This window comes from Rhizobium sp. J15 (assembly GCF_002531825.1).
Taxonomy (GTDB): Bacteria; Pseudomonadota; Alphaproteobacteria; order Rhizobiales; family Rhizobiaceae; genus Rhizobium.
This window is the reverse complement of the sequence record NZ_NWSX01000007.1, coordinates 102,773-129,413: the sequence shown is the minus strand read 5'-3', so window position 1 is coordinate 129,413 and position 26,641 is coordinate 102,773. Positions and strand designations below refer to the sequence as shown.

The 26,641-nt window shown below is 62.9% G+C and carries 22 protein-coding genes; 15 read left to right on the top strand and 7 right to left on the bottom strand.

From position 1 onward, the window contains the following. Positions 1–80 precede the first annotated feature (80 nt). From CO670_RS08500 to CO670_RS08490, 3 genes are read right to left on the bottom strand one after another with little or no spacing between them, the layout of a single operon-like run. On the bottom strand, positions 81–881 hold the full coding sequence (locus CO670_RS08500) for an amino acid ABC transporter ATP-binding protein (protein WP_097589837.1): 801 nt from the start codon (positions 879–881) through the stop codon (positions 81–83). A gap of 3 nt (positions 882–884) precedes the next feature. Continuing rightward, positions 885–1,628 (bottom strand): amino acid ABC transporter permease, encoded by a 744-nt coding sequence (locus CO670_RS08495; protein ID WP_097589836.1) that lies wholly within the window; start codon positions 1,626–1,628, stop codon positions 885–887. A gap of 9 nt (positions 1,629–1,637) precedes the next feature. Continuing rightward, complete coding sequence (locus CO670_RS08490) at positions 1,638–2,564, bottom strand: transporter substrate-binding domain-containing protein (RefSeq protein WP_097589835.1); 927 nt, start codon at positions 2,562–2,564, stop codon at positions 1,638–1,640. A 145-nt stretch (positions 2,565–2,709) separates the two neighbouring features. Here CO670_RS08490 and CO670_RS08485 point away from each other — a divergent pair, with 145 nt between their 5' ends. Then, positions 2,710–3,384 carry a GntR family transcriptional regulator gene (locus tag CO670_RS08485; RefSeq protein ID WP_097589834.1) on the top strand — a complete coding sequence of 225 codons (675 nt, stop codon included), beginning with the start codon at positions 2,710–2,712 and terminating at the stop codon, positions 3,382–3,384. A gap of 84 nt (positions 3,385–3,468) precedes the next feature. Here CO670_RS08485 and efp read toward each other — a convergent pair whose 3' ends face one another. Beyond that, positions 3,469–4,038 (bottom strand): elongation factor P, encoded by a 570-nt coding sequence (gene efp / locus CO670_RS08480; protein ID WP_008528334.1) that lies wholly within the window; start codon positions 4,036–4,038, stop codon positions 3,469–3,471. Between the two features lie 149 nt (positions 4,039–4,187). Between efp and epmA the strand changes: the two genes are divergently transcribed. From epmA to CO670_RS08435, 9 genes are all read left to right on the top strand, one after another. Then, positions 4,188–5,249 carry an EF-P lysine aminoacylase EpmA gene (epmA, locus tag CO670_RS08475; protein ID WP_097589833.1) on the top strand — a complete coding sequence of 354 codons (1,062 nt, stop codon included), beginning with the start codon at positions 4,188–4,190 and terminating at the stop codon, positions 5,247–5,249. Next, positions 5,246–6,298 (top strand): lysine-2,3-aminomutase-like protein, encoded by a 1,053-nt coding sequence (locus CO670_RS08470; protein ID WP_097589832.1) that lies wholly within the window; start codon positions 5,246–5,248, stop codon positions 6,296–6,298. Before epmA ends, CO670_RS08470 begins: the two co-directional genes overlap by 4 nt. 263 nt (positions 6,299–6,561) lie before the next feature. Further along, positions 6,562–6,813, top strand: a complete 252-nt coding sequence (locus tag CO670_RS08465; RefSeq protein WP_097589831.1) for an acyl carrier protein — start codon at positions 6,562–6,564, stop codon at positions 6,811–6,813. Beyond that, the gene (locus CO670_RS08460) at positions 6,813–7,994 is read left to right on the top strand and encodes an acyl-CoA dehydrogenase family protein (protein ID WP_097589830.1); all 1,182 of its coding nucleotides are present in this window, start codon (positions 6,813–6,815) and stop codon (positions 7,992–7,994) included. The genes CO670_RS08465 and CO670_RS08460 overlap by 1 nt, the downstream gene beginning before the upstream one ends. A 5-nt stretch (positions 7,995–7,999) precedes the next feature. Further along, positions 8,000–8,908 (top strand): amino acid--[acyl-carrier-protein] ligase, encoded by a 909-nt coding sequence (locus tag CO670_RS08455; RefSeq protein ID WP_097589829.1) that lies wholly within the window; start codon positions 8,000–8,002, stop codon positions 8,906–8,908. A gap of 8 nt (positions 8,909–8,916) precedes the next feature. After that, positions 8,917–9,876, top strand: a complete 960-nt coding sequence (locus CO670_RS08450) for a DUF1839 family protein (RefSeq protein WP_097589937.1) — start codon at positions 8,917–8,919, stop codon at positions 9,874–9,876. Between the two features lie 16 nt (positions 9,877–9,892). Beyond that, positions 9,893–12,373 (top strand): glycoside hydrolase family 2 protein, encoded by a 2,481-nt coding sequence (locus CO670_RS08445; protein ID WP_097589828.1) that lies wholly within the window; start codon positions 9,893–9,895, stop codon positions 12,371–12,373. 41 nt (positions 12,374–12,414) lie between these two features. Beyond that, positions 12,415–13,593, top strand: a complete 1,179-nt coding sequence (locus CO670_RS08440; RefSeq protein ID WP_097589827.1) for a glycosyltransferase family 4 protein — start codon at positions 12,415–12,417, stop codon at positions 13,591–13,593. Between the two features lie 88 nt (positions 13,594–13,681). Further along, the gene (locus CO670_RS08435; RefSeq protein ID WP_097589826.1) at positions 13,682–16,993 is read left to right on the top strand and encodes an alpha/beta fold hydrolase; all 3,312 of its coding nucleotides are present in this window, start codon (positions 13,682–13,684) and stop codon (positions 16,991–16,993) included. Between the two features lie 22 nt (positions 16,994–17,015). Here CO670_RS08435 and CO670_RS08430 read toward each other — a convergent pair whose 3' ends face one another. The 3 genes from CO670_RS08430 to CO670_RS08420 form a co-directional block, all read right to left on the bottom strand. Next, a complete protein-coding gene (locus CO670_RS08430) occupies positions 17,016–18,194 on the bottom strand; it encodes a glycosyltransferase family 4 protein (protein WP_097589825.1) in 1,179 nt (392 codons plus the stop codon). 144 nt (positions 18,195–18,338) lie between these two features. Continuing rightward, positions 18,339–18,575: an Lrp/AsnC ligand binding domain-containing protein gene (locus CO670_RS08425; RefSeq protein ID WP_097589936.1), complete on the bottom strand. Its 237-nt coding sequence runs from the start codon at positions 18,573–18,575 to the stop codon at positions 18,339–18,341. 68 nt (positions 18,576–18,643) lie between these two features. After that, the gene (locus CO670_RS08420) at positions 18,644–19,552 is read right to left on the bottom strand and encodes a LysR family transcriptional regulator (RefSeq protein ID WP_097589824.1); all 909 of its coding nucleotides are present in this window, start codon (positions 19,550–19,552) and stop codon (positions 18,644–18,646) included. 199 nt (positions 19,553–19,751) lie between these two features. Between CO670_RS08420 and CO670_RS08415 the strand changes: the two genes are divergently transcribed. From CO670_RS08415 to CO670_RS08395, 5 genes are all read left to right on the top strand, one after another. After that, positions 19,752–21,035 carry an FAD-binding oxidoreductase gene (locus tag CO670_RS08415; protein ID WP_097589823.1) on the top strand — a complete coding sequence of 428 codons (1,284 nt, stop codon included), beginning with the start codon at positions 19,752–19,754 and terminating at the stop codon, positions 21,033–21,035. A gap of 25 nt (positions 21,036–21,060) precedes the next feature. After that, a complete protein-coding gene (locus CO670_RS08410; protein ID WP_097589822.1) occupies positions 21,061–22,602 on the top strand; it encodes an aldehyde dehydrogenase family protein in 1,542 nt (513 codons plus the stop codon). 200 nt (positions 22,603–22,802) lie between these two features. Continuing rightward, positions 22,803–23,825, top strand: coding sequence for an iron ABC transporter substrate-binding protein (locus tag CO670_RS08405; protein ID WP_097589935.1), 1,023 nt, complete (start codon positions 22,803–22,805; stop codon positions 23,823–23,825). 63 nt (positions 23,826–23,888) lie between these two features. Beyond that, complete coding sequence (locus tag CO670_RS08400; RefSeq protein ID WP_097589821.1) at positions 23,889–25,556, top strand: iron ABC transporter permease; 1,668 nt, start codon at positions 23,889–23,891, stop codon at positions 25,554–25,556. Next, positions 25,553–26,590 carry an ABC transporter ATP-binding protein gene (locus CO670_RS08395; RefSeq protein WP_097589820.1) on the top strand — a complete coding sequence of 346 codons (1,038 nt, stop codon included), beginning with the start codon at positions 25,553–25,555 and terminating at the stop codon, positions 26,588–26,590. The genes CO670_RS08400 and CO670_RS08395 overlap by 4 nt, the downstream gene beginning before the upstream one ends. Positions 26,591–26,641 lie beyond the last annotated feature (51 nt).

Here is a 26,641-nt window from a genome sequence, read left to right as displayed (position 1 = left end):
ACCTTGGAGGAACGAGGCCTGATGCCGACCGGACTCTCCGGCGGCGCCATGCGCCGCCGGAGCGTTCAGATCACGCAAGGCTAGCCTGGGGAAGCGTAACGCGCGACATAGGCAGCCGTGCGTGCTTCCGTTGGACGGTCAAGCACATCTGCGGCGGTTCCCTGCTCGATGATAAGACCGCCATCGATGAACACGACCCAGTCCGACACCTCTTTCGCAAAGGGCAGCTCGTGGGTGACCAGGATCATCGTCATGCCGTCGGCGGCGAGTTCCCGCATGACGCGGAGAACTTCGCCGGTCGATTCAGGATCGAGCGCCGACGTCGGCTCGTCGAAGAGTAACACCGTGGGTTCCAGCGCCAGGGCACGTGCAATCGCCACACGCTGCTGCTCGCCGCCCGACATCTGCTCCGGATAAGCCATAGCCCGTTTGGCAAGGCCCACTCTGGTCAGAAGTTTCACGGCCCGTTCCACAGCCTGTCTCTCCGCAATCCCGGCTGCTTGCATCTGAGCGAGAATGACGTTCTCCACGGCCGTCAGATGCGGGAACAGATTGAAACGCTGGAACACCATGCCGACGCGTTGCCGAAGTTTTGCAAGGCTGCGGCAGGTTATTTTGCCGTCAGCGAAGATCGTCTCATCGTCGACAGTGATCGTTCCCTGATCGGGACGCTCAAGCAAATTGACGCAGCGCATGAGGGTGGTCTTTCCTCCACCGCTCTGACCGATGATGCTGACGATTTTGCCTGTGGGAACATCGAGATCGACGCGGTCAAGCACCAGGCACCCGTCGAAAGACTTGCGCAATCCGCTTATTTTGACGGCGGGGCGACCGACCGGCTGCTTTGAAACGAAGGCAGTTTTGGCAGGAGTGCTGGTCATGGGTCAGACTTTCCCCTCGGCGAGATAGGCCTTGGCCAATTTCAGCCGGCGCCGTCTGGCCAATGACAACGGCACACCCGCATGGATCTTGCGCTCAAGCAGGAGCAGACATTGTGACACCGGATAGCAGATGACGAAATAGACGGCCGAGATCACGAGATACACTTCCAGCGCTCGGAACGTTTCCGAGGCTATCAATTGGGCCTGCGTCATCAGTTCGGCAGCGGAGATCGTCACAAGCAGCGAGGTCGACTTGATCAGGTCGACGAACATGGTGTTCGTACCGGGAAGCGCCAGCCGCACCGCCTGCGGCAGAACGACATGGCTGAAAGTTTTGCCGCGCCCTAATCCGAGCGCTTGAGACGCCTCCTGCTGTCCTCGATGTACACCGGCGATAGCTGCCCGAAAGATCTCGGACAGGTAGGCTGCGTAGAAGAGCACTAGGCTCAATACGCCAGCTTCGAAAACCTCCAGCCTGATGCCTATGGAAGGCAGGCCGAAGTAGGTGAGGAAAATGATCGCGAGGAGCGGTACGTTTTTAAAAAGCTCCGTATAGAGCGCCGCGGGGACGCGAACCAGCCGGCGCCGGTTGAGCCTCATCAATGCAAGTGCAAGACCAAGGATCGTCGCGCCGACGAAGCTCGCCATGGTGTAGCCGAGGGTCTTGAGCAGACCTCCGGCAATGTTTCCGACGTAGTCGTTCCAGGGAACCTGGAACATATCGGTGAAGGATGACAGCGCCGTCATGCTTCGACCTCACTTTGCGATGGAAGGCGGGTTCCAGTCGGCGGGACGGTCAACGCCGCGCCGCTGTGCCGCCATTTCGGGCGATGGGACCAAGAACTGCCGGGGATCGCCGCCCCATTTCGTGATCAAAGCCGCAAGCGATCCGTCCTTGTACATGCCGTCAATCTGATCGGAAACAGCCCTAGCCAGCTTCGGCGACTGCTTTGGAAGGTAGAATCCGGTCATATAGGCTTGGAAATATTTGTAATCGGGGTGCGCGGCGACCTGTTCGTTCGTCGGCGGCTTCAGATATTCGATGCGGACCTTCATGTCAGGGCGCTGCTGCTGTTGATAGGTGATCAGCAGCGGATCGAGAAAGCCGACGTCGAGGCGCCCGGCAGAAATATCCTGGAACACGCTGTCGGCGCTCGGGAACGTATGGGGTGATGCGTTCGGGACCTGCGCGATGGATTTCGCCCAGACATAGCCGGTGACGGTACCGAGATTCTTGCCTTCCAGGCTCGCAACATCCGGAAAGCTTGCCGTGCCGCTTATAGCCATGGCCGGTGGCGAATAATACGGCGGGTCCGTGAACAGGCCGACTTTCTGGCGGGCGTCGGACCATGCGATTCCGCCAATGGTTATGTCAGCCCGCTGCGTCTGGACGGAAGCCAGCATGCCTGGAAAGTCGGTGACGTTGATTTCGATCTTCAGGCCGAGCTTATCGGCGATGGCTGTCAGGATGTCGCTGTCAAGGCCGACGAGCTTCCCATCCTTAACCGCCGTGTAGGGCATGTAGGGCTGCACCGTGACGACGAGCGTGCCGGGCTTCATCAGTTCCAGATCGTCGGCGGCGGCTGCGGGTGGCACGGCCGTCCCGAACAGTTCCAAACTCAATATCGCCAGGGCAACGATCCCATTCGCCGGCGATTTTTTCTTCAATTCAGCATGTTTCATTTGAACCCCTCTTTGTGGTTATATATTGCTGATATATTGAAGATATGCCGACACTATACGAAGTCAAGCAGATTCGTTGAGCGCTTTTTTAGGCGGCGCAGTGTTTGGCTATGCGGAAATGGACAGAAAGAGGAACACGCTGAATATGTCGGTATTCGAAGCGGAGTACGAAGCGGCTGAATCAACGCTGGCGGAGCGGACATACATTCGGCTGCGCGATGATATCATTACGACACTGCTTCCTCCGGGCACGCTTCTGCGGGAGGCCGAGCTCATGAAACGCATGGAAGTCGGGCGCACGCCGGTCCGGGAGGCGCTTCAGCGCCTGCAATATGACGGTTTCGTCGTCGTCAGCGCGCGGCGCGGCACATTTGTCAGCAAGATCGATATCAATGATCTTACTGCCGTTTACGAGGCACGAGCACGGATCGAATCCTGGGCGACGCGACTGGCTGCGGAAAGGCTGCGCGAGTTCGAGCGGCAAGAAGCGCGGCAACTGATCGATGAGCTCAAGCAGACAACCGGTCCGATGGCGCTGGAAGACATCCTTGCCCTAGATCGCCGGGTTCATCGCTTCATTTACAAAGTGGCGAAGAACTCTTTCCTATTCGACACGCTGGATCACTACCACAATCTGTCGCTGAGAATCCTGTACGTCGCCATGAAACGGTTTCCGACGCTGGTGCCGCGTCTTGAGGACGTCTTGCATGATCAGGTCCTCATGCTTGAGGCCGTATGCAGAGGTGATGCAGATGAGGCTGAAAGGATCGCAATGGCTCATGTCATGAGCTTCGAGAGCGAGGTCCGAAAGGTAATCTGAATTCGAATCTTGGAATTCGACGCCTGCCTGAATTCAGCATGAGGCCGGCGCGGGCCGGCCTCCTGAACAGGCGAAAACCAGAGATCAGTCCTTGGCGCGCTCGACGTAGGAATTGTCTTCCGTTGCGATGACGACGCGGGTGCCGGCGTCGATATGCGGCGGGACCGATGTGCGGATGCCGTTGGAGAGCATGGCCGGCTTGTAGGACGAGGAGGCCGTCTGGCCCTTGACGACCGGTTCCGTCTCGACGATTTCGAGCGTGACGTGGCGCGGCAGTTCGAGCGCCAGCGGAATTCCTTCATGGATCGACAGGATGCAGGTCATGCCTTCCTGGAGATAGGCCTTCTGGTCGCCCATGGTTTCCTGGCTGACGACCACCTGGTCGTAGTTCGCCGGATTCATGAAGTGGAAGCCTTCGCCGTCTTCATAGAGGTACTGGAAGTTCACGTCTTCGACGAAGGCGCGCTCGACCTGCTCGGTGGTGCGCCAGCGCTCGGAAACCTTCACGCCGTCGACGATGCGGCGCATGTCGACCTGGGTGACCGGCGTGCCCTTGCCCGGATGAAAGTTCTGGGCTGTGAGAACGACGTAGAGCTTGCCGTCGACGTCGAGAACGTTGCCCTTGCGGACCGAAGAGGCGATGACCTTGACCATAAGACTTCCTTGTAACTCGGCTTTCGGCGTCGTAGAGGACTGACGAGACGCCCTGAAGACGCAAATGTTTTTCTTTGGGGGCGCAACTAACCTAAAATCCGGGAAATAGCCACCCCCCATACCGGCTTCTCCGGCGAAGAAAGCTTGGAATGAATTTTTCGGCCAAAGCGTCCCCCTGGTGGACCCCGTCCGTGCATGCCGATCGCCGCCCGTTCCTGATCGGGCGTAATGCGATCCAGGCTGCGCTGCGCGGGTTTTTCGCGCGCGAGGATTTCATCGAGGTCGATACGGCGGTGCTGCAGGTCTCGCCCGGCAACGAGGCGCATCTGCATGCCTTCGCGACGGAAGCGGTGACGACGGATGGGCAGAAGGCGCCATTCTACCTGCACACTTCACCGGAATTTGCCTGCAAGAAGCTGCTTGCGGCAGGCGAGAAACGCATTTCGTGTTTTGCCCATGTCTACCGCAACCGCGAGCGCGGGCCGCTGCACCATCCCGAATTCACCATGCTCGAATGGTATCGCGCCGGCGAAAGCTATGAGAGCCTGATGATGGATTGCGTGCGGATCCTGGTGCTGGCGGCCGAGACGGTGAAGACCAAGACGCTCGCCTATCGCGGCGCCGTCAGCGATCCTTTCGCCGGGCCGGAGCGGCTCAGTGTCGCCGAAGCCTTCGAACGCCATGCCGGCATCGATCTCCTCGCCTCCGTCAGCGCCGACGGCTCGACCGATCGCGATCATCTGGCAGCGGAGCTGAGACGTACCGGCATGCGCGTTGCCGATGACGACGGCTGGGCCGATCTCTTCAGCCGGGTGCTGGTCGAAAAGATCGAGCCGCATCTCGGCTTCGGCCGCATCACCATCCTCGACGAATATCCTGTTTCGGAGGCCGCGCTTGCGCGTCCCTCGGCGCGCGATCCCAGGGTTGCCGAACGTTTCGAGCTCTATGCTTGCGGCGTCGAGCTGGCCAACGGCTTCGGCGAGCTCACCAATGCCGCCGAACAGCGGCGCCGCTTCGAGATCGAGATGGCCGAAAAGGCGCGGATCTACGGCGAGACCTATCCGATCGACGAGGATTTCCTGGCGGCGCTTTCGCTGATGCCCGAGGCAAGCGGCATCGCGCTTGGCTTCGACCGGCTGGTGATGCTGGCGACGGGGGCCGCGCGCATCGACCATGTGCTCTGGGCGCCGGTTGCGGAGTACGGAAAATGAATGCCGTCAAACCGATCAAGAGCGTCGAGGATCTCGTCAAAGCGGGGCTCGCCGCGCCTGCCGGCCGCGCAGCGCTCGAGGCGGTTGCCGCACGCTATGCGATCGCGCTGACGCCTGCCGTCACCAGGCTGATCGATCGCGCCGATCCCGCTGATCCGATCGCGCGCCAATTCGTGCCCGACGCAGGCGAATTGACGGTCGCGCCGGAGGAACGCGCCGACCCGATCGGCGATCATGCCCATAGCCCGGTCGAAGGCATCGTTCACCGCTATCCCGACCGCGTGCTGCTGAAGGCCGTGCATGTCTGCCCGGTCTATTGCCGCTTCTGTTTCCGCCGGGAAATGGTGGGGCCGCAGGGCCTTGGCACGCTCGATGCGGCTGCGATGGAAGCAGCCTTCGATTACATCAGAAGCCACCAGGAAATCTGGGAGGTCATTCTGACCGGCGGCGATCCGCTGGTGCTTTCGCCGCGCCGGCTCCGCGAGATCATGGAGGCGCTCGCGGATATCGCGCATGTGAAGATCGTGCGTTTCCACACGCGCGTTCCCGTCGTCGATCCAGAGAAGATCGACGCGGCGATGATCGACGCGCTGAAGGCGAGCGGCAAGACGGTCTATGTGGCGCTGCATGCCAACCATGCCAGGGAACTGACGGCGGAAGCGCGCGCCGCCTGCGCCCGCCTCGTCGATGCCGGTATCGCCATGATCAGCCAATCGGTGCTGCTGAAAGGCGTCAACGACGATCCCGATGTGCTGGCGGAGCTGATGAAGGCTTTCGTCGAAATCCGCGTCAAACCCTATTACCTCCACCATCCGGATCTGGCGCCCGGCACCGGTCATTTCAGATTGACGATCGAGGAGGGGCAGCGGATCGTGGCGGCGCTGCGCGGGCGGATTTCCGGCCTTTGCCAGCCGGCCTACATCCTCGACATTCCGGGCGGCCACGGCAAGGCCGTCGTCAGCGCAAGCACAGTCCGGGCAACGGGCGAAGGCTGTTATTCGGTTTCGGATTATCGCGGCGGCGAGCATTCCTATCCGCCTGCTAATTAAGGCAAATCGCCGCTTTTCCGTGTCATTTCTGTACTCGTTTCACCGCAAGCCGTGAAGAACATTACGGCTGAAACGATGCCAGGGCATTGATATAGAACGAATATTCGCCGCTTGTCCGAGTGGATCGATAAAATTCTAACTATGAGCAACAATCATATTTAACCCAACACATTAGCGGAATGTTCTGTTTTCCGCACTAAAAGAACGCTCATGACAAGGCGATGAACGCCGGTTCGGGATCATGAGAATCTTGGAGTGATGGGATGAATAAGACAATCCGCGACCTCGTAGCCAAATTCGGCAAGCTTCCTGTCGCAATCGATCAGGTCGCCGACGACGCCGATCTTTATGCGGCGGGCCTGACGTCCTTTGCCTCGGTGCAGCTGATGCTGGGCATCGAAGAGGCGTTCGACATCGAATTTCCCGACAATCTCCTGAACCGCAAATCCTTCGCGAGCATCTCGGCGATCGCCAAGACGGTCGATATCATCCGGGACAGCCGGAAGGTCGCCTGATGAACTTCCCCGTCAAGATCATGCAGGACGGTCTTGTCGCAAGGGTCGCCCGTGTCGCCGAAATTGCGGCCAAACACGCCGATACCGTCGATATCGAGGGCCGCTTTCCCCGGGAGGCCGTGGATGCGATGAAGGCCGAAAGGCTTCTCGGCATCCAGATTCCCCGCCAGCTCGGCGGTGAATCGGCGTCGACCACCGAAATCGCCGAATTGTGCTCGATGCTCGGCCAGGCTTGCGCGGCAAGCGCCATGGTCTTCGCCATGCACCACATCAAGCTGTCGAGCCTCGTCGAACATGGCGCCGACAGCGAATGGCATCGCAGTTTCATGCATAGCATCGCTGCCGACCAGCTGCTGATCGCGTCGGCCACGACCGAGGGCGGCATCGGCGGAAACCTGCGCAACAGCATCTGCGCGATCGAGGTCGACGGCGACATCTGCCGGCTGGAAAAGGATGCCACCGTCATCTCCTACGGCTCGCATGCCGACGCCATTCTCATCACTTCGCGTGCCCACGCCCAGGCGGCTTCTTCCGATCAGGTGCTGACGGCCTTCCTCAAGGATCAGTACACGCTCGAAAAGACGCATGCCTGGAATACGCTCGGCATGCGCGGCACCTGTTCCGACGGCTTCCTCTTCAAAGGCGAAGCGCCGGCGCGACAAATCCTGCCGAAGCCTTTCGCGGAAATCGCCGCGCAATCCATGCTCGCTTCCTCGCACCTCCTGTGGAGCGGCGTCTGGTACGGGATCGCGGTCGATGCCGTCGCACGCGCCCAGGCCTTCGTGCGCGCCGCTGCCCGCAAGGCGCCGGATGCGCAGCCGCCGGGCGCGCTGCGCCTCGCCGAAGTCTCGAACCTGCTGCAGATGGTGAAATCCAACGTCGTCGCCGGGCTCAAGGCCTATGAGGACGCCAAGGCGGATTCCGACAGGCTGTCGTCGATGGGCTTTGCGGTTGCGATGAACAACGTCAAGATCGCCTCGTCCGAGACGATCCTGGAGATCGTCAATCACGCCATGCTGATCTGCGGCATCATGGGCTACAAGAACGGTACGCCCTTCAGCCTCGGACGCCATCTGCGCGATGCGCATTCCGCACAGCTGATGATTTCGAACGACCGCATCCTCGGCAACACGTCGAGCATGCTCCTCGTCCACAAGCAGGACACTAGCCTACTGGGGTGACAGTCATGGATATGCAGACCTCGTTTCTGGACCGGCTCTTCGAATCCGGCCTGCTGATCGATACCGGCGTTGACGGTCTCTATGGCCGCAGCGGCCAGTTCGAAGATGTCATCACCGCCTTCGAGCGGCTGATCGATACATTCGGCGGCGCCGATGGCGCCGAAGCGATGCGTTTTCCGCCCGGCATGAACCGCGCGCTCTTCGAAAAGAGCGGCTACATGAAGAGCTTCCCGCAGCTTGCCGGCACGGTGCACAGTTTCTGCGGCAGCGAGCTCGATCACATGAGCCTGCTGGAATGCATGGAAGTCGGCGAGGACTGGACCAAGGGCCAGCAGGCGACCGATATCGTGCTGACGCCGGCTGCCTGCTATCCGCTCTATCCGACGATTGCCAAGCGCGGCAACCTGCCGAAGACGGGCGGCCTATTCGACCTGCAGTCCTATTGCTTCCGCCACGAACCGTCGAAGGATCCGGCGCGCCAGCAGCTGTTCCGCATGCGCGAATATGTCTGCATGGGAACGGAACAGCACGTCACCGATTTCCGCCAGAAATGGATGGATCGCGGTGTCGAGATGATGAAGCAGCTCGGCCTCGATGTAACCATCGACGTCGCCAACGATCCGTTCTTCGGCCGTGCCGGCAAGATGATGGTCAACAACCAGCGTGACCAGAACCTGAAGTTCGAACTGCTGATCCCGATCACGTCGGCGGCGAAGCCGACGGCCTGCATGAGCTTCAACTACCATCAGGACTCCTTCGGCCTGAAGTGGGGCCTCAACCTCGAGGACGGCAGCGTCGCGCATACGGCCTGCGTCGGCTTCGGGCTGGAGCGCATCGCGCTCGCGCTCTTCCACCACCACGGGCTCGACGTGAAGGAGTGGCCGGCCGGCGTGCGGAAAACGCTGTGGGGCTGATGACATCAATGACATCGGTCTTCCCGGGGATCAGCCCGGAAACCTACCGGCAGCACGCGCTGCATTCCGGCGAGCGCGCATGGCCGGAAACCAATTGCTATGTCGACCTCTGGATCGAGGTGCTGGCGACGGCGGGCGCCGCCCCCGAGGCGATGCTGGGTTTCACCCTGGCGCAGGATTTCGAGGGCGACCAGTTCACCTTCTTCAAGGTGCCGCTCGATGATCTCGAAGCGCTCTACGGCATCCGCGCGACCGAGCTTGCGATCTACGACCGCGTCGAACGGCATGTCGACGTGCAGATTGCGCGCGGCCGCCTCTGCCTGATCGAGATGGATTCCTTCTACATGCCGGATACGCGGGGAACCGCCTACCGGCAGGAGCACGGCAAGACGACAGTGGCAATCAACCGGCTGGACGTGGCGGCAAAGCGGGTCGAGTATTTCCACAATGCCGGCTATTTCCAGCTGGAAGGCGAAGATTTCGACGGGCTGTTCCAGCAGCATCTGGCGGAGAGCGATCCGCCCTTCCTGCCCTATACGGAGTTTGCACGGTTTCCGGACAAGCCCGCCGATGAAGCGCATCTGAGGGCGACCGCGCGGCAACTCGCGGATTTTCATTTCGCCAGGCGTCCCCGCGAAAACCCGATCCGCGCCTTCGCTGCCGTCTTTCCGCAGCAGGTGGAGGCGGTGGCGGAGCGGCCGTTCGGCTTCTTCCACAAATATGCCTTCAACACGCTTCGCCAGGTCGGCGCCAATTTCGAGCTGGCATCCGATTATCTGGCCTGGCTCTCCTCGGAATTCGCGGCGGCGGCCGAAGATGCCCGGCGTATTTCCGACGCGGCGAAATCCGTGCAGTTCCAGCTTGCCCGCGCAGTCGCCCGCAGGAGGTTCGAGCCGCTGCAGGCGGCACTTGATCCGGCCGCCGATGCATGGGATTCCATGATGGCATCGCTTGCGGAGCGAGTCTGAGGCCGGAGATTTGACCATGCGGGGGCGTTTGGCAAGCATCGGAGCCGAGGAAAGTGTGCTTTCCGAAGGCTGGAACCTGATCCTGACGGAGCCGGGCGCCTGCGCCGTGCCGCACGACATTCACCTTTCCGCGCAGTTCATCCCCGCACCCGTCCCCGGCACCGTTGCCGCGGCGCTTGAGAAAGCCGGGCTGTTCGACCGGGAAAATCCCGAGCCGCTGAACACGAAAGACGCCTGGTATCTCTGCCGGCTTTTCGATGCCGAGCCCGGCGAGGCGATCCTGCGTTTCGGCGGTCTTGCGACGCTGTGCCATGTCTTCCTCAATGGCGAGGAAATCCTCTTTTCCGAGAGCATGTTCACGGCGCATGAGCTCCCGGTGACGCTTCTGGGCGGTGACGAGCTGGCGCTCTGCTTCCGCGCGCTCGGGCCGCGCCTGTCCGAGCCCGGCCCGCGCGCGCGCTGGCGGCCGCAGATGATCACGCCGGCGGGGCTGAAGAATTTCCGCACGACGCTGCTCGGCCATATGCCCGGCTGGTGCCCCGAGATCCATGCCGTCGGACCGTGGCGGCCGATTTCGCTGGTGCGGCGCAAATCCATCTCGATCGACAATGTCTCCATCCGGGCCGTGCTGGATGAGAGCGGCGCCGGCCGTCTCAGCGTTTCCCTGCACAGCAATGCCGAGAAGCCGGCGATGCTGTTGCACTGCGGCGGCATGGAACAGCCCTTCGAGAAGGTCGGCGACAATCACTATTCCGCCATCCTCAAGCTTTCCGACATCGAGCCCTGGTGGCCGCATACACATGGCGTTCCGCGTCTCTACGACCTGACGCTGGTGTCTGATGGGGCGGAATATCCGCTCGGCAGGACTGGTTTCCGGCGCATCGAGGTCGAGCGCGGCGCCGATGGCGATGATTTTGGGCTCCTGATCAACGGCGAGCGCGTCTTCTGCCGCGGCGCGGTATGGACGACGGCCGACATCGCGCGATTGCCGGGCGGTCGGGCGGATTACGAGCCGTTCCTGCGGCTTGCCGCGCAAGCCGGCATGAACATGATCCGCATCGGCGGCACCATGGCTTATGAGACGCCCGAATTCTTTGCCCTCTGCGATGAGCTCGGCCTGTTGGTGTGGCAGGATTTCATGTTCGCCAATTTCGACTATCCGCGCAACGACAAGGCCTTCCTCGGCCATGTCCAAGCCGAGGTCGAGGAATTCCTGCACGGCGTCCAGGGTTCGCCTTGCCTCGCCGTGCTCTGCGGCGGCAGCGAGATCCACCAGCAGGCGGCGATGCTCGGCCTGCCCATGGAATTCTGGAGCGGGCCCGTCACCGACGAAATCATCCCGGCGATCACCGCGCGCATGCGTCCTGACGTGCCCTATGTTCCGAACTCGCCCTATGGCGGAGCGATGCCGTTCTCGCCCAATTCAGGCATTGCGCATTATTACGGGGTCGGCGCCTATATGCGGCCGCTCGCGGATGCGCGCCGCGCCGACGTGCGGTTTGCCTCCGAGAGCCTCGCTTTCGCGCATGTGCCGCAGCAAAGGACGCTGCAGCGTCATCTCGACGTGCCCGCCGTGCACAGCCCGCTCTGGAAGGCGCGCGTGCCGCGCGACCGCAGCGCATCCTGGGATTTCGAGGATGTTCGCGACTTCTATCTCGAGCTTCTCTACGGTCTCGATCCGGCCCGGCTGCGCCGCGAAGACCCGGAGCGCTATCTCGATCTCTCCCGCGCCGTCACCGGCGAGGTGATCGAGGAGACTTTCGCCGAATGGCGGCGCAAGGGTTCGGCCTGCAACGGAGCGCTCGTCTGGACACTGCAGGACCTCATGCCCGGTCCCGGCTGGGGGGTCATCGATTCCACCGGCGAGCCGAAACCCGTCTGGTATGCGATGCGCCGCGCGTTCCGGCCGATCCAGGCAATCTTCACCGACGAGGGAACCAACGGCCTCGATGTGCATGTCGTCAACGAGACGGATGCCGATCTCGACGTCGAGCTCGAGGTCGCCTGCCTGCGCGATGGAAGGCAGCAGGTCGTCAGCGGCAGCTTGGCCTTCAAGCTGGCGGCAAGGGACACGCAGCGTTTCGCTGCGACCGCGCTCTTCGGCGCCTTTTTCGATACGACCTATGCCTTCCGTTTCGGGCCGCCGTCGCATGATGCAAGCGTGGCGCGCCTGCGCTCGCTTGCCGACAGCGCGGTTCTGGCGGAAAGCTTCCACTTCCCCTGCGGGCGCGGAAAAGCGCTGCATGATGCAGCCATCGAGGCGTCGCTCGGCAGAGACGGCGACGACTGGGTCGTCGACCTCAGAACCGACCGGCTGGCGCAATCGGTGCATATCGACGTCGAAGGCTATAGGGCCGACGACGACTGGTTCCACCTTGCTCCCGGCGCATTGCGGCGCGTGAGGCTCCACGCGCTGCCCGGTATCGAGAACGATGTTCCGCCGACGGGCGAAATCAGAAGTCTAGGCAGTTCGCATCGCGTCACGTTCGCGGGCTAAAGCTCCCGCTCGGGAGGCCTATCCATTGAGAAAGAGCTGTTTTGAGAACGACATACCGCTTTCTGCGTGCTCACGTCCTGCAGCGGCTGATTCCTCGGTCGCGCCTTGCCTTCAATCCCCGCAAGCCCATGGAAATCGTCGGCTATCTCTCAATGGCCGTCGGCGTCGGCGAATCGGCAAGGCTCTGCGCCGGCGCGCTTGCGGGGGCGGGGCAGGCAATCTCGCTGTCCGATGTCAGCACGCATCCGGATGAGAAGTCCTTTGCCGGCTGGGCGCCATCGCATCTCTCCACCGAACCGCCGGGGAGCCGGATCTGGCATCTCAATCCGCCGATGCTGCCGCGCGCCATCCTGAAGAAGGGGCTCGCGAACTTCACCCGCGCCTTCAACATCGGCTATTTCGCCTGGGAGCTCGAGGTCGTGCCGGCGGAGTGGCGCAATGGATTGCGTTACATGAATGCGATCTTCGTGCCGTCGGAATTCACCAGGCGGACGATTGCCCCTCTCACCAAGGCGCCCGTCATCGTGGTTCCGCATCCCGTCACCGAAAAGGCGGCGACGGAAGGCATGCGAGAGAAGTTCGGCATCGAAAAGGACGCTTTTCTGGTCAGCTTCATCTTCAGCGCCGGATCGTCGATCAACAGGAAGAACCCGCAGGCGGTCATCGACGCCTTCAGGATATTTGCCGCCGAATGCCCGAACGCCTTTCTGCTGATGAAGGCCAGCGGCAATGTCGATAAGGATGCGGACCTGCGCGAGCTGATCGCTTCGGTCGCGGGCGACATCAGGATCAGGATCGTCACCGACAGGCTGTCGGATGCCGATATCAACGGTCTCATCCGCTCTTCCGATGCCTATCTTTCGCTGCACCGCTCGGAAGGTTTCGGACTGACGGTTGCCGAGGCGATCATGCAGGGGACGCCCGTCATATCCACCGCCTGGTCGGGGACAGTGGACTTCTGCGACCCCGACAATAGCTGGCCGGTCGCCTCTCCCCTCATTCCCGTTGTCGATACGCATCCGGAATTTGCCGGGCTCAAGGACGCGGTCTGGGCAGATCCCTCTCCTGAAATCGCGGCCGCGCATCTGAGAGAGATTTTCCGCGTGCCCGCGCTTGCGCGGGAGAAGGCCGGCAAGGCGCGCGAATTCCTGCTGCGCTACCTCGCCGAGAACAGCTACGAGAAGGCGCTCCAGAAGCTGATAGCGATGCAAGCCAGCTAAGGTGAGATCGCCGCTCCGCTTTATTTTAACATTTTCGCATTAGAGATGGCGGGTATCCGGCCTTAGGCCGATCCTGGCGGATGGATAGATGTCGAAGGGTATTATCGCAAATTCGGTGATGAATGCGGCGGCGGGTATGCTGCTGCTGCTGACAGGCTTCGTCTCCTCGATCATAACCGCCCGGCTGCTCGGACCTGAGGCCAACGGCATCGTCGCCTTCTCGCTGTGGCTGGTGGTGACGGGCGCCTCGATCGCCGAGCTCGGCTCCAGCATCACGCTGTTGAAGACGCTGCCGCAGCTTTCGGCGGAGGGCTATGATGCCCGCCGCCGACGGGGCTTTGCCTCCATCCTCGTCAGCTTCATGATGTTCTCGACCGTCGTGCTGCTGGCGCTCTATGCCCTGTTTTTCCTCACGTCCGAGAAGATGCACTGGGCGGAAACCGCGCCTTCCGTCGCTCTGGTCACGGGCGCCCTGTTCTTCGTCCAGGCGATCGGATCCTTCGTCAAATTCTACCTGATCGGCGAAAAGAAGCTTGGCAGCTTCTTCAAGCTGACGGTCGCCGTCTCGATCATCCAGCTCGCCGGCGTCGCCGGCGGCGCTGTCCTCTATGGCGTCGAAGGCGTCCTCGTCGGCTATGCGCTTGGCCAGCTCGTGCTGTTTTTCGCCACGCTGCCGATCCTCCTTGCGCGGCGCGACTGGTGCGGGGTTTCGCTCAAATATCTCGCCTCTTCCTCCGTCATCCTGTCGATCCAGTTCATCATCGATTCGATTTTTCTCAACCGGCTCGAGCTGCTCTTCCTGCAGCAGTTCTGGTCGGTGGAAATGGTCGGCTACTATGCCGTCGGCCTGTCGATCGCCAATATCGCCCTTCAGCTGCCGATCCAGATGACCGGCAGCCTGCTGCCTTATTATTCCGAACGCCGGCACAGCAGTGACGATTCGACCCTGCCGGTCGAGGTCTTCGCCGCCGTCACCCGCAGCATGGCCTATATCGTGCTGCCGATGAGCCTCGGGCTTGCGGCGATCTCCAGCGAACTGGTGTACGTGGTGTTCGGCGAAGCGTTCCGCCGCAGCGGCACGGTGGTGGCGCTGCTCGCGCTCGTCGCGCCCGCCTATACTTTCATGCAGATCCTCAGCCTCTATCTTCTGTCGATGGACAAGGCCCGCTCCCGCCTGAACATCAGTGTGATAGGTGGCCTCCTGATGGTAGCCGGTTGTTTACTGATCGTACCTAGGCTTGCCGCCGAGGGGGCCGCACTGGTGCGCATTCTCGTGTTCGTTGCGATGTCGGTGATGATGATCAGACAGACCGGATTCGGATCCCAGCTTTCGGGTCTCTACGCAAGCCTGACGAAGGTGACGCTCGCCTCCGTATTGTGCGCCTGCGCGGCGATTTCCGTTCTCGAATTCGTCCATGGTCCGGTCGGCCTCGTCTTCGCGATCATCGCCGGCACCTTTGCTCATTTCGCCGCGCTTCGCGTGCTGCGCGCCGTGCCGCGCGAGGATGTGGAGGTGATGCGCTCCATTCTCGAAAAGATGCCGTCCGCGCTGCGGCGGCCGGTCGGCCATGTCATCAATTTCATTGCGCCGCGGCTTCCCGACGATCCCGATCGCGCCAAGGTCGCCCCCGGCGAATTCTCGCTGGAGCCTGCCGAGGGCGCAGGGCGCCGCGCTGCCCTGCCCGTCGTCTTCGATGGCACGGTCGGCCTGTTCATGCCGGAGAATGCCGACGTGAAGAAGCGTTCGGCCGCCGTGCTCTTCGTCAGCCCCTGGGGTTTCGAGGAGATGTGCAGCCGCAAATTCTTCCGTGTTGCGGCCGAGCATTTTGCCGATATCGGCGTGCCGAGCCTGCGCTTCGACTATCGCGGCACCGGCGATGCGCTCGATTTCGGCGCGCTGCCGGCAAGCCTGGAAACCTGGGAAAATTCGATCCGCGCGGCGGCGGCCAAGCTGAAGTCGCTCACCGGCTGCGATCGCGTCATCCTCATCGGGCAGGGCCTCGGCGGGACTCTCGCCCAGCGGATCGGCTCTTCGATCGATGGCGTCGACAGCCTCGTCATGCTGGCGCCGGTGCTGAGCGGGCGGGCCTATCTGCGCGAACTCAACATGTGGTCCAAGATCATTGACGCCGATCTCGGCCTCGGCAAGGAGCATGTGCAGGCCGCCAAGGTGCAGATCGCCGGGCTCGTCATGCCAGAGGAGATCGCCGCCGAGCTCGGCAAGCTCAACATCGCCTCGCCGCAGGGGATCGCAGCGTCCCGTTACCTGATCCTCGAACGCCCCATCCGGGCCGAGGATACGGGCTTTGCCGATGCGCTGAGGGCGCTCGGCGCCGATGTCGAGCAGAACGCCTTCGAAGGTTATGACGAGCTCGTCACCAATCCGCTTTTTGCCAAGACGCCCATGGCCGTTGTCGGGCAGCTGACGGCATGGCTGGATAGCGCGACGGCGGAAACATCTGCCGCGCATTCGCCGGCAACGATCGACAGCACGCCGCTTGCCGGCGAGGGTTTCGTGGAAATGCCGGTGCGTTTCGGGAGCCACGATCATCTGGTCGGCGTCGTCAGCCGGCCGCTCGGCGAGATCAAGGGCAATGGCGTGCTCTTCCTGTCGACCGCCTATGACCGGCATGCCGGCTGGGGACGGACGACGGTGGACATGGCGCGTGAACTCGCGCGCCAGGGCGTCGTTTCACTGCGCTTCGATTCCGCCAATGTCGGCGACAGCCCGCCGCGGCCGGACGCGCCGGAACAGGTGCTGTATTCCAAGACGCAGACCGACGATGCGATCGCCGCGCTCGATCTGCTCGAAAGCGTCGTCGCCGGCCCCGTCATGGTGGCCGGCCGGTGCAGCGGCGGCTACGTCGCCTTCCGCGCCGGCGTCGCCGACGAGCGGCTGAAGGCGGTCGTCTCGATCAATCCCTTCGTCTATTACTGGGATCCAGAAGTGCCGGTGCGCAGGGAGCATGTCGTTTCCGTCCCCCGGAGCCTCGACGATTACGGTCAGCGCCTGGCGCGGCTCGATACGTTGAAACGGCTTATCAGCGGCCAGGTGGACGTCGTGGCGGCGCTGCAGAATATCGTCATTGCCGGCGGCCGGCGGCTGTCGCCCTTTGTCGCGCCGCTGCTCGAGCTGCTTCCCGACCGGCGCCATATCGCCCGCGAGGTCCGGCATTCCTTCGCGCTATTCAGCAAGCGCAAGGTGCCGCTGACGCTGATCTACAGCGAGGGCGACGTCGGGCTCGACCACGTCTATTTCCATTTCGGGCCGCGCGGCGCCAAGCTTTCCCGCTATTCGAACGTGCGGCTCTTGATGCTGCCGGATGCCGACCACAATCTGACGCCGCCGCAGTCGCGCAAATTCGTGCTCGACGAGATCATCCGTCTCGCCAGAGCATGATCGGAATTTTGAACGAGTGGGTTCAGAGACTTTCGGCGGCGCCGATGTTCAACGATCTGTAGAGATCGATGTAGCGCCCGGCGACGATATCCCAGGAATAGCCGCGAGCGGCGTCGAGAAGTCTGGCGCGGACGATATCCGGTTCGCGCGAAAGACTTTCATAAGCTGATTCGATCGCCGTGGCGGCCGTTTCGGGGCTGGTGAAATCGGCGAGTTTGATGGCGGGATGGCGGGCGGCAAGCGTCGCAAAGGCATCGTTGGCGTTCAGCACCGGCTGGAGACCGGCGCTCATCGCCTCCAGCGCCACCAGCCCGAAACCTTCATATTCCGAGGCGGAGGCGAAGAGCGAAGCCTCGGTGATGATGCGGCGGATGCTATCGTTGTCGGGCGAGACATGCAGGGTGACACGGCCGGTCAGGTCCCGGCTTTCGATCTCGCTTTCGACATCCCTGCGGTTCAGGTCGGATTCGGCGCCGACGATGTCGAGATGCCATTCCGGGTCGCGGGCCTTCAGCACTGCCATCGCATCGAGCAAGTGGTCGAGCCGCTTGTTCACCGAGAAACGGCCGATCGTGACGATGCGGCGCCTTGCCCGGCGCGAAGCGGTATCGGCGAATTTGCCGATATCGGCGCCGTTTTCGATCAGCAGGCTATCTGCCACGATCTCGGAAAACTGCTTGAGATCGGAAGCGCTGCAGCAGACGACGCGGCGGTAGGCCATCGCCGAAGCGCGGGTCAGCGTGCGAAACCAGATCTTCTTGATCGCCGCATATTTCCTGGTGTGGAAGAAGCCGCCATGGGTGGTGACGATCATCGGCTTGCCGTGCAGCAGCCGGCCCCAGGCGAGCGCATCGAAGAAGAAGTCGATGGCATGGACATGCAGAAGATCGGCATCGGCGAGATGGCGGAAAACCTGCGGCGCCAGCGGATAGCGGCTGCTGCCGGACCAGGGAATGCGCACGACTTCGATGCCGTCGATATCTTCGCGAGGCGGCAGCTTTTTATCAGGGGCTGTGAAGAGCGAATCGAGGGTGACGACGCGCACGCGATAACCGCGGCGGAGGGTCTGGCGGCCGAGATTGGCGACGACGTCTTCCAGGCCGCCGCGATTGGGCAGGAACTGGCGCACGACATGGACGATCAGCGGAGCCGTTTCCGGCTGCGGATTCTCGCGCGCCCTGTCTGCCTCGATGATCGCCATTTTCCACCTGTCGCTGCGCGTGCCAAGCTCGTGTTGGCGCGGATTTTATAGCAGCGACCAGATATCTCGGGCGTTAAGGCGTGGTTTCGCTAACGTCCTGCGGAGGCGATTCTTCGCGACAGGGTTAACCGTCTCTGACGGGAGTCAGAACGCCTTGAAAGTGAGCGTCGTCAGCGAGCGGACGATGCCTGAAATATTGGCGATGTTGTCGTTGATGAATTTGCCGATATCCTGGCCTTCCTCGATGTAGACCTTCAACAGCAGATCGTAATCGCCGCTTGTGGAATAGAGCTCCGAGACCAGTTCGGTTTGGTAGATGGCGTCGGCGACCTCATAGGTCTTGCCGGGTGCGCATTGGAGCTGGACGAAGATCGGCTTCATGGGAATTTCCTGAAAGATTTGTTTGCGCGCATAATGGTCGAAAGCACCGTACGGATGCAAGCCGTTCGTCACGCCGCCGGGTTGGCGGCGGCTTCCGCGACGATCCAGTCGCGAAAGGCGGTAAGCGGCGCATAGTCGGCGCGCTCGGACGGGAAGGCGAGATAATAGCGCTCGCGGCTTTCCATCTCGCGGTCGACGGCGGCGACGAGATCGCCGCGCCTGAGTTCCTCCCGCATCAGAAAAGTCGGCAGCAGGGCGACGCCGAGGCCGGCGGCGGCGGCTTGTGCTGCCGTGGCGAACTGGTCGAAGAGCATGCCGTGCACGCTTTCGAAGGACACGCCGTTGCCGGCGAACCATTGCTCCCAGGCGTCGGGCCGCGTCGTCAGGTGCAGAAGCGGAACGGCAAGCAGGTCTTCCGGCCGCGAGATCGCGTATTGCTTGAGAAAATCTGGGCTGCAGGCCGGCACCGTGCGCTCCGACATCAGAAAGACCAGCTCGGCGCCCGGCCAATGCGGATGGCCGAAATGGATGGCGGCATCGATCGAATCGAGGCGGAAATCGAAGGGCGAAAGACGGGTCACCAGATTGATCGTGACGCCGGGATTGGCGGCGAGGAAGCGCCCGAGGCGCGGCGCCAGCCAGCGCGTGCCGAAGGTCGGCAGGATGGCGAGATTGAGCGTGCCGCCATGCGGATTGGCACGCAGGTTCAAGGAGGCGCTCGATATGCGCCGCAGCGCCTCGCGGATCTCGCGGGCATAGCCGTCACCGGCAAGCGTCAGCCGCATGGTCTGGCGTTCGCGCAGGAAGAGCTCGACGCCGAGCTGCTCTTCCAGCGCGCTCACCTGGCGGCTGACGGCGCTCTGCGTCAGGTCGAGCTCGCGCGCGGCGGCGGTGACGCTGCCGGTGCGGGCGACCGCTTCGAAGGCGGCGAGATGCGAGATCGATGGCAGAAAACGTCTTGAAGCGAGCATGGTCATTCCGGTTCAGAATGAGCTATTTCCGAAATTTCGATATTTCCGGCTTTCCGGAGCTTGTAAAGAGTCTCATCCTGCAAAAACGGAATGAGCCGGAGCTTCCAGATGCCGAGGGTCTTCGTGTCCCAGCTGTACCAGGCGGCCCTTCAAGTCCTCGTTTTATGCGGTAGAGTACCGTCATTCCATCCGATCGGACCGAGCCATGCTGAATGATCCGCGCTCCCACGGCCTCTGGGAAAAGACCGCCCCCGAAGCGCCGGCGACCTCGTCTCTCGAAGGCGCGGTTTCGGCCGATGTCGTCATCGTCGGCGGCGGCTACACCGGTCTTTCCTCCGCCCTGCATCTTGCCGAAGCCGGCTCGAAGGTGGTGCTGCTGGAGGGCAAGGAGATCGGTTTCGGCGGCGCGGGGCGCAATGTCGGGCTGATCAATGCCGGCATGTGGGTGATGCCCGACGATCTGCCCGGCGTGCTCGGCCCGGTGCATGGCGAACGCCTGCTCGACCTGCTCGGCAGCGCCCCGAAACTCGTCATGGAACTGATCGACAGGCATGGGATTGCCTGCGAGCTCGAACGGAACGGCACGCTGCATTGCGCTGTCGGGCCGGATGGGCTGAAGGAGATCGAGCAGCGCGCGGCGCAATGGTCCGCCCGCGGCGCGCCCGTGAGGCTACTTGACGCGGCGGAGACGGCCAAACGCATCGGCAGCGATGCCTATGCCGGTTCGCTGCTCGACCTGCGCGCCGGAACGCTGCAGCCGCTTGCCTATGCGCGCGGCCTCGCTCATGCCGTCGTCAAGGCAGGCGTCGCCATCCACATATCGAGCCCGGTCGTTGCGACCGAGCGCAGCGGCAGCCGCTGGCGCGTGAAGACGGAAAACGGCGAAGTCAGCGCGGATTGGATCATCGTCGCGACGGATGCCTACAGCACCGGCCCGTTCGAGCAGGTGCGCAACGAGCAGGTCTATCTGCCCTATTTCAATTTCGCCACGGTGCCGCTCGGCCATAATCTGCGCCAGTCGATCCTGCCGGGGCGGGAGGGTGTCTGGGACACCAAGGACATCCTTTCCTCCTTCCGCATGGACCAGGCCGGCCGCCTGGTTTTCGGCAGCGTCGGGGCGCTGCGCAATACCGGGCTCGCCGTACACAAGGGCTGGGCCAAGCGCGCCTTGAAGCGGCTCTTTCCGATCATCGGCGATGTCGAATTCGAATGCGAATGGTATGGCCAGATCGGCATGACCGACAATGCGCTGCCGCGCTTCCACAAATTTGCGCCGGGGGTCATCGGCTTTTCCGGTTATAATGGCCGCGGCATCGCGCCGGGAACGGTCTTCGGCCGCACCTTGGCGGAGCACATTCTGGGCCGGCTTTCAGAGGCCGATCTGCCGCTGCCGCTGACTGCGCCCACCGAACCGAGCTTCCGGGCGCTCAAGGAAATATGGTACGAAGCCGGCGCGCAGGTCGCCCATTTCGCCGATGCCCGCTTCTGACAAAATCAAGATTGGAACCACGACAATGACCATCGCCGTCCTCGATCTCGCCACCGAAACCGCCAAGCTGCTTGCCGAACTCGGCGTCGATGCGGGCCGCTATCAGGGCGGCACGCTATCCGTCACGTCGCCGGTCACAGGCAAGGAAATCGGCAAGCTCGGGGAACATTCCGTTTCCGAGACGAAGGCGGCGATCGAGGAAGCGCACAAGGCCTTCCTGGAATGGCGCTCCGTCCCGGCGCCGAAGCGCGGCGAACTGGTCCGTCTGCTCGGCGAGGAGCTGCGCGCCGCAAAGACGGCGCTCGGCCGTCTCGTCTCGATCGAGGTCGGCAAGATCACCTCGGAAGGCCTTGGCGAAGTCCAGGAGATGATCGACATCTGCGATTTCGCCGTCGGCCTTTCCCGTCAGCTCTACGGCTTGACGATCGCCACCGAGCGCTCCGAGCACCGGATGATGGAAAGCTGGCATCCGCTCGGCGTGGTCGGCATCATCTCCGCCTTCAATTTCCCCGTCGCCGTCTGGTCCTGGAATGCGGCGCTGGCGATCGTCTGCGGTAATTCCACCGTCTGGAAGCCCTCGGAAAAGACGCCGCTGACGGCGCTCGCCGTCCAGGCGCTGTTCGAAAAGGCGCTGAAGCGCTTCGTCGCCGAAGGCGGCAAGGCGCCGGCCAATCTGTCGACGCTGATCATCGGCGGCCGCGACGTCGGCGAGGTCCTGGTCGACCATCCCAAGATCCCGCTCGTTTCGGCCACCGGCTCGACGGCCATGGGCCGCGCCGTCGGCCCGCGCCTGTCGCAGCGTTTTGCCCGCGCCATTCTCGAACTCGGCGGCAACAATGCCGCGATCGTCTGCCCGAGCGCCGATCTCGACCTGACGCTGCGCGGCGTCGCCTTCTCCGCCATGGGCACCGCCGGTCAGCGCTGCACGACGCTGCGCCGTCTCTTCGTGCATGAAAGCGTCTACGACCAGCTGGTGCCGCGCCTGCAGAAGGCCTATGGCTCCGTCACCATCGGCAATCCCTTGGAAGCCGGCACGCTTGTGGGACCGCTGATCGACGGCCAGGCTTTCGAGAAGATGCAGGCAGCGCTCGGCGAGGCAAAATCGGCCGGCGGCAAGGTGATCGGCGGCGAGCGCATCGACAATGGTTCGGCCGATGGAGCCTTCTACGTTCGCCCGGCGCTCGTCGAAATGCCCGAGCAGACGGGGCCGGTCGAGCACGAGACCTTCGCGCCGATCCTCTATGTGATGAAATACAGCGATTTCGACGACGTGGTGGCGCTGCACAATGCCGTGCCGCAGGGGCTGTCGTCGTCGATCTTCACCAATGACATGCGCGAGGCCGAGACCTTCGTCTCCGCAAGCGGGTCGGATTGCGGTATCGCCAACGTCAACCTCGGTCCCTCGGGCGCGGAGATCGGCGGTGCCTTCGGCGGCGAGAAGGAAACCGGCGGCGGGCGCGAATCCGGCTCGGATGCCTGGAAGGCCTATATGCGGCGCGCCACCAACACGATCAATTACGGCAGAACCCTGCCGCTGGCCCAGGGCGTCAAGTTCGACGTGGAATGAGCCGGGTTTCGAAGGCGGCGCTCGCGAGGCGCGTCGCCCTTTTTGGCTAAATTGAGATTATTCCGCTGTAATATGAAATATTTAGTCAAGATTTTGTGATGATTTTTCTGTGGCGACCAAACTTGAAATGGGTAGTCAAGAAAAATATACGCCTCTTACCACCCTTCGAGAGCCTGGGTGACATTGCCATGGAGGCCATCATGACTATTGCTCTTAACCGATTTTCCCGCGTGCTGGCGCTGGCCGCTTCGCTTCTCTCCGCATCCGCACTCGCCGGCGGCGCCCAGGCGCAGGACGACGGCATCGTCGTCTACAATGCCCAGCACGAAAGCCTGGGCCGCGAATGGATCGATGCCTTCACCAAGGAGACCGGCATCAAGGTCACCATGCGCCAGGGCAGCGACATGCAGTTCGCCAACCAGATCATTCAGGAAGGCGACGCCTCTCCGGCAGACGTGTTCCTCACCGAGAACTCGCCGGCGATGACGCTGGTCGACGGCGCGGGCCTCTTCGCCCCGGTCGACAAGGAAACGCTGGATCAGGTTCCGGAGCAGTACCGCCCGGCCGACGGCATGTGGACCGGCATCGCCGCCCGCACCACAGTCTTTGCCTATGACAAGACCAAGCTCACGGAAGACAAGCTGCCGAAGTCGCTGCTCGACCTTGCAGACCCGGCCTGGAAGGGCCGCTGGGGCGCGGCACCCGCCGGCGCCGACTTCCAGGCTATCGTCGCGGCCCTGCTGCAACTGAAGGGCGAAGACGCCACCAAGGCATGGCTGAAGGGCCTCAAGGACAACGCCACGCCCTACAAGGGCAACAGCGTCGCCATGAAGGCGGTCAATGCAGGCGAAGTCGAAGGCGCGGTCATCTACCATTACTACTGGTTCGGCGATCAGGCGAAGACCGGCGAAAACAGCAAGAATGTCGGCCTGCATTATTTCAAGAACCAGGATCCGGGCGCTTTCGTCAGCGTTTCGGGCGGCGGTATCCTGAAATCCACGCAGCACATGAAGGAAGCCCAGGCCTTCCTGAAGTTCATCACCGGCAAGGCGGGCCAGGCGGTTCTGAAGGACGGCACTTCCTATGAATATGCCGTCGGCAAGGATGCGGCCTCCAACGACAAGCTGGTGCCGCTTTCCGATCTCAACGCTCCCAAGGTCGAGGCTTCGACGCTGGACAGCAAGAAGGTCGTGGAACTGATGACGGCCGCCGGCCTGATCTGACTTTTCTGCCGCAGGCTTCATCCGGCCAAAACTATTGCTTTTGGCTCAAGAAAACCTTAGGGCATGACGATATCCGGCAACCGCTTTCCAAAGGCGGTTGCCTTCCTTTTTCAGCGTGTGAAGGCATCGGCCTTGCTGCAGGACAACAGATTGCTCGCATCCGGCACCGAGGCGCCGGTCGCGCCGGCGGCCGTGCGAATGGTGTTGCCGCGCGGGCGCATGCCGCACGCTTCCGTGGTTCTGCTTGCAACCATCGTGGCGATCTTCAGCCTCGTGCCGCTCGGCTTCATCGGCTGGATCACCTATGATGTCGGCTGGGAAACGGTGAAGGCGCTGGTCTTCCGGCCGCGCGTCGGCGAACTCCTCGTCAATACCGTCCTGCTGGAATCGATCACCATTCCGCTCTCGATCGCGCTTGCCGTGACGCTCGCCTGGCTGACCGAGCGGACCGACATTCCCTTCGCGCGGCTCTGGGCCTGGCTGGCGATCGCTCCGCTCGCCGTGCCCGCCTTCGTGCACAGCTATGCCTGGGTCAGCGTCATTCCTGGGATGCGGGGGCTGCAGAGCGGCGTCTTCGTCTCCGTGATCGCCTATTATCCGTTCCTGTACCTGCCGGTCGCTGCCGCGTTGCGCCGCCTCGATCCGGCGATCGAGGATGCCGCGGCCTCGCTCGGCCTCGATCCCTGGCGCGTCTTCTTCCGCGCGGTGCTGCCGCAGCTGAGGTTTGCCATCTGCGGCGGCTCGCTGTTGATCGCGCTGCATCTGCTGTCGGAATACGGCCTGTTCGTCATGATCCGCTTCGATACTTTCGCAACGGCGATCGTCGACCAGTTCCAGTCCTCCTATAACAGCCCGGCCTCCAACATGCTCGGCGGCGTGCTTGTCGCCTGCTGTCTCTTCCTGCTCGGGCTCGAAGTGCTGCTGCGCGGCAATGAACGCTATGCCCGCGTCGGCTCCGGCGCGCCGCGTCCGGCGGATCGCCGCCGGCTTGGCTGGTTTGCGGTGCCGGCTCTGCTGCTGCCTGTGTCGCTCGCGGTGCTGACGCTCGGCGTGCCGCTGGTGACGCTCGGGCGCTGGCTCTATCTCGGTGGTGTCGAAATCTGGCGCATCGAAGTCGGCAGCGCCTTTCTGCAGACGATCGTGCTCGCCATTGCCGGCGGCGTGCTGGCGACGATTGCCGCCGCGCCCATGGCCTGGCTTTCCGTGCGTGCGCCCGGCCGCTTCCAGCGCCTGCTCGAGGCCTGCCACTATTATGTCGGCTCGCTGCCCGGCGTCGTCGTAGCGTTGGCGCTGGTGACGATCACCGTGCGTCTCGTGCTGCCGCTCTATCAGACCTTCGCGACGCTGCTCGTCGCCTATGTAATGCTCTTCCTGCCGCGCGCCATGGTGGGGCTGCGCGCCAGCATCGCCCAGGCGCCGGTGGAGCTAGAGCGCGCCGCCATGGGCCTCGGCCGCACGCCCGGCCAGGCGGTGCGGCAGATCACCATGCGCCTTGCGGCCCCCGGAGCCGCCGCCAGCGTCGCGCTCGCCGCCCTCGGCATCACCAACGAACTGACGGCGACGCTGATGCTGTCGCCCAACGGCGTCGATACGCTGGCGACGAAATTCTGGTCGCTGACCAGCGAGATCGATTATGTCTCGGCCGCCCCTTACGCCTTCATGATGATCGTGCTGTCGCTGCCGCTCACCTTGACGCTCTATACCCAATCGAAACGGACCGCCGGCCAATGACGCTGCTTACGATCGACAATATCAGCAAGCGATACGGCCCGGTGCAGGCGCTGAAGGATATTTCGCTCGAAGTGCAGGCGGGCAGCCGCACGGCTGTCGTCGGCCCCTCCGGCTCGGGCAAGACGACGCTGCTGCGCATCGTTGCCGGCTTCGAACAGCCCGATGCGGGCAAGGTGACGCTGGATGGCGAAGTGCTGGCGGATGGCCCGGCAGCGGTGCCGGCCCACAAGCGCGGCATCGGCATCGTCTCGCAGGACGGCGCCCTGTTCCCGCATCTCAGCGTTGCCGACAATATCGGCTTCGGTTTCGAGAAAGGGGCTGCGGACCGCGAGAAGCGCATCATTGAGCTGCTCGATATGGTCGAGCTCGACCGTGGCATGCTGGTCAGGCGCCCGCATCAGCTTTCCGGCGGCCAGCAGCAGCGCGTGGCGCTTGCCCGCGCGCTCGGCCGCAAGCCGCGGCTGATGCTGCTCGACGAACCGTTTTCAGCGCTCGATACAGGCTTGCGCGAAAACATGCGCAAGGCGGTCGCGCGCGTGCTGCAGGCGGCCGGCATCACCGCCATTCTGGTGACGCATGATCAGGAAGAGGCGTTGAGCTTTGCCGATCAGGTCGCAGTGCTGAGGGAAGGACGGCTGATCCAGGCCGGCTCGCCGCAATCATTGTATCTGCACCCCCGGGATCGCGAGACGGCGCTGTTCCTCGGTGATGCCGTGCTGCTTCCCGCTATCATCCGAAACGGGCTTGCGGATTGCGCGCTGGGCCATGTCGCCGTCGAGGGCAGCCGTCAAGGCAAGGCCGAGATCATGCTGCGGCCCGAGCAGATCCGCGTCGTTGCCGATGACAGCGACCGCAATCATGCCGGACGGGTCGTGGAGGTGGAATTCGGCGGTGCGGTCTGCACCGTTGCCGTCTCGCTCGACGGCGTCGCCCTGCCGCCGATCAGGATCAAGACCTCGAGCGTCGCGCTTCCGGCGCGAGGCGATCTCGTTCGCCTCGACATATCAGGCAAGGCGCATGTCTTCGAAGGCTGAGGCGCCTGGACCTATATCCTGGAACCGCTGCGCGCTTCCGGGCGGCATGCG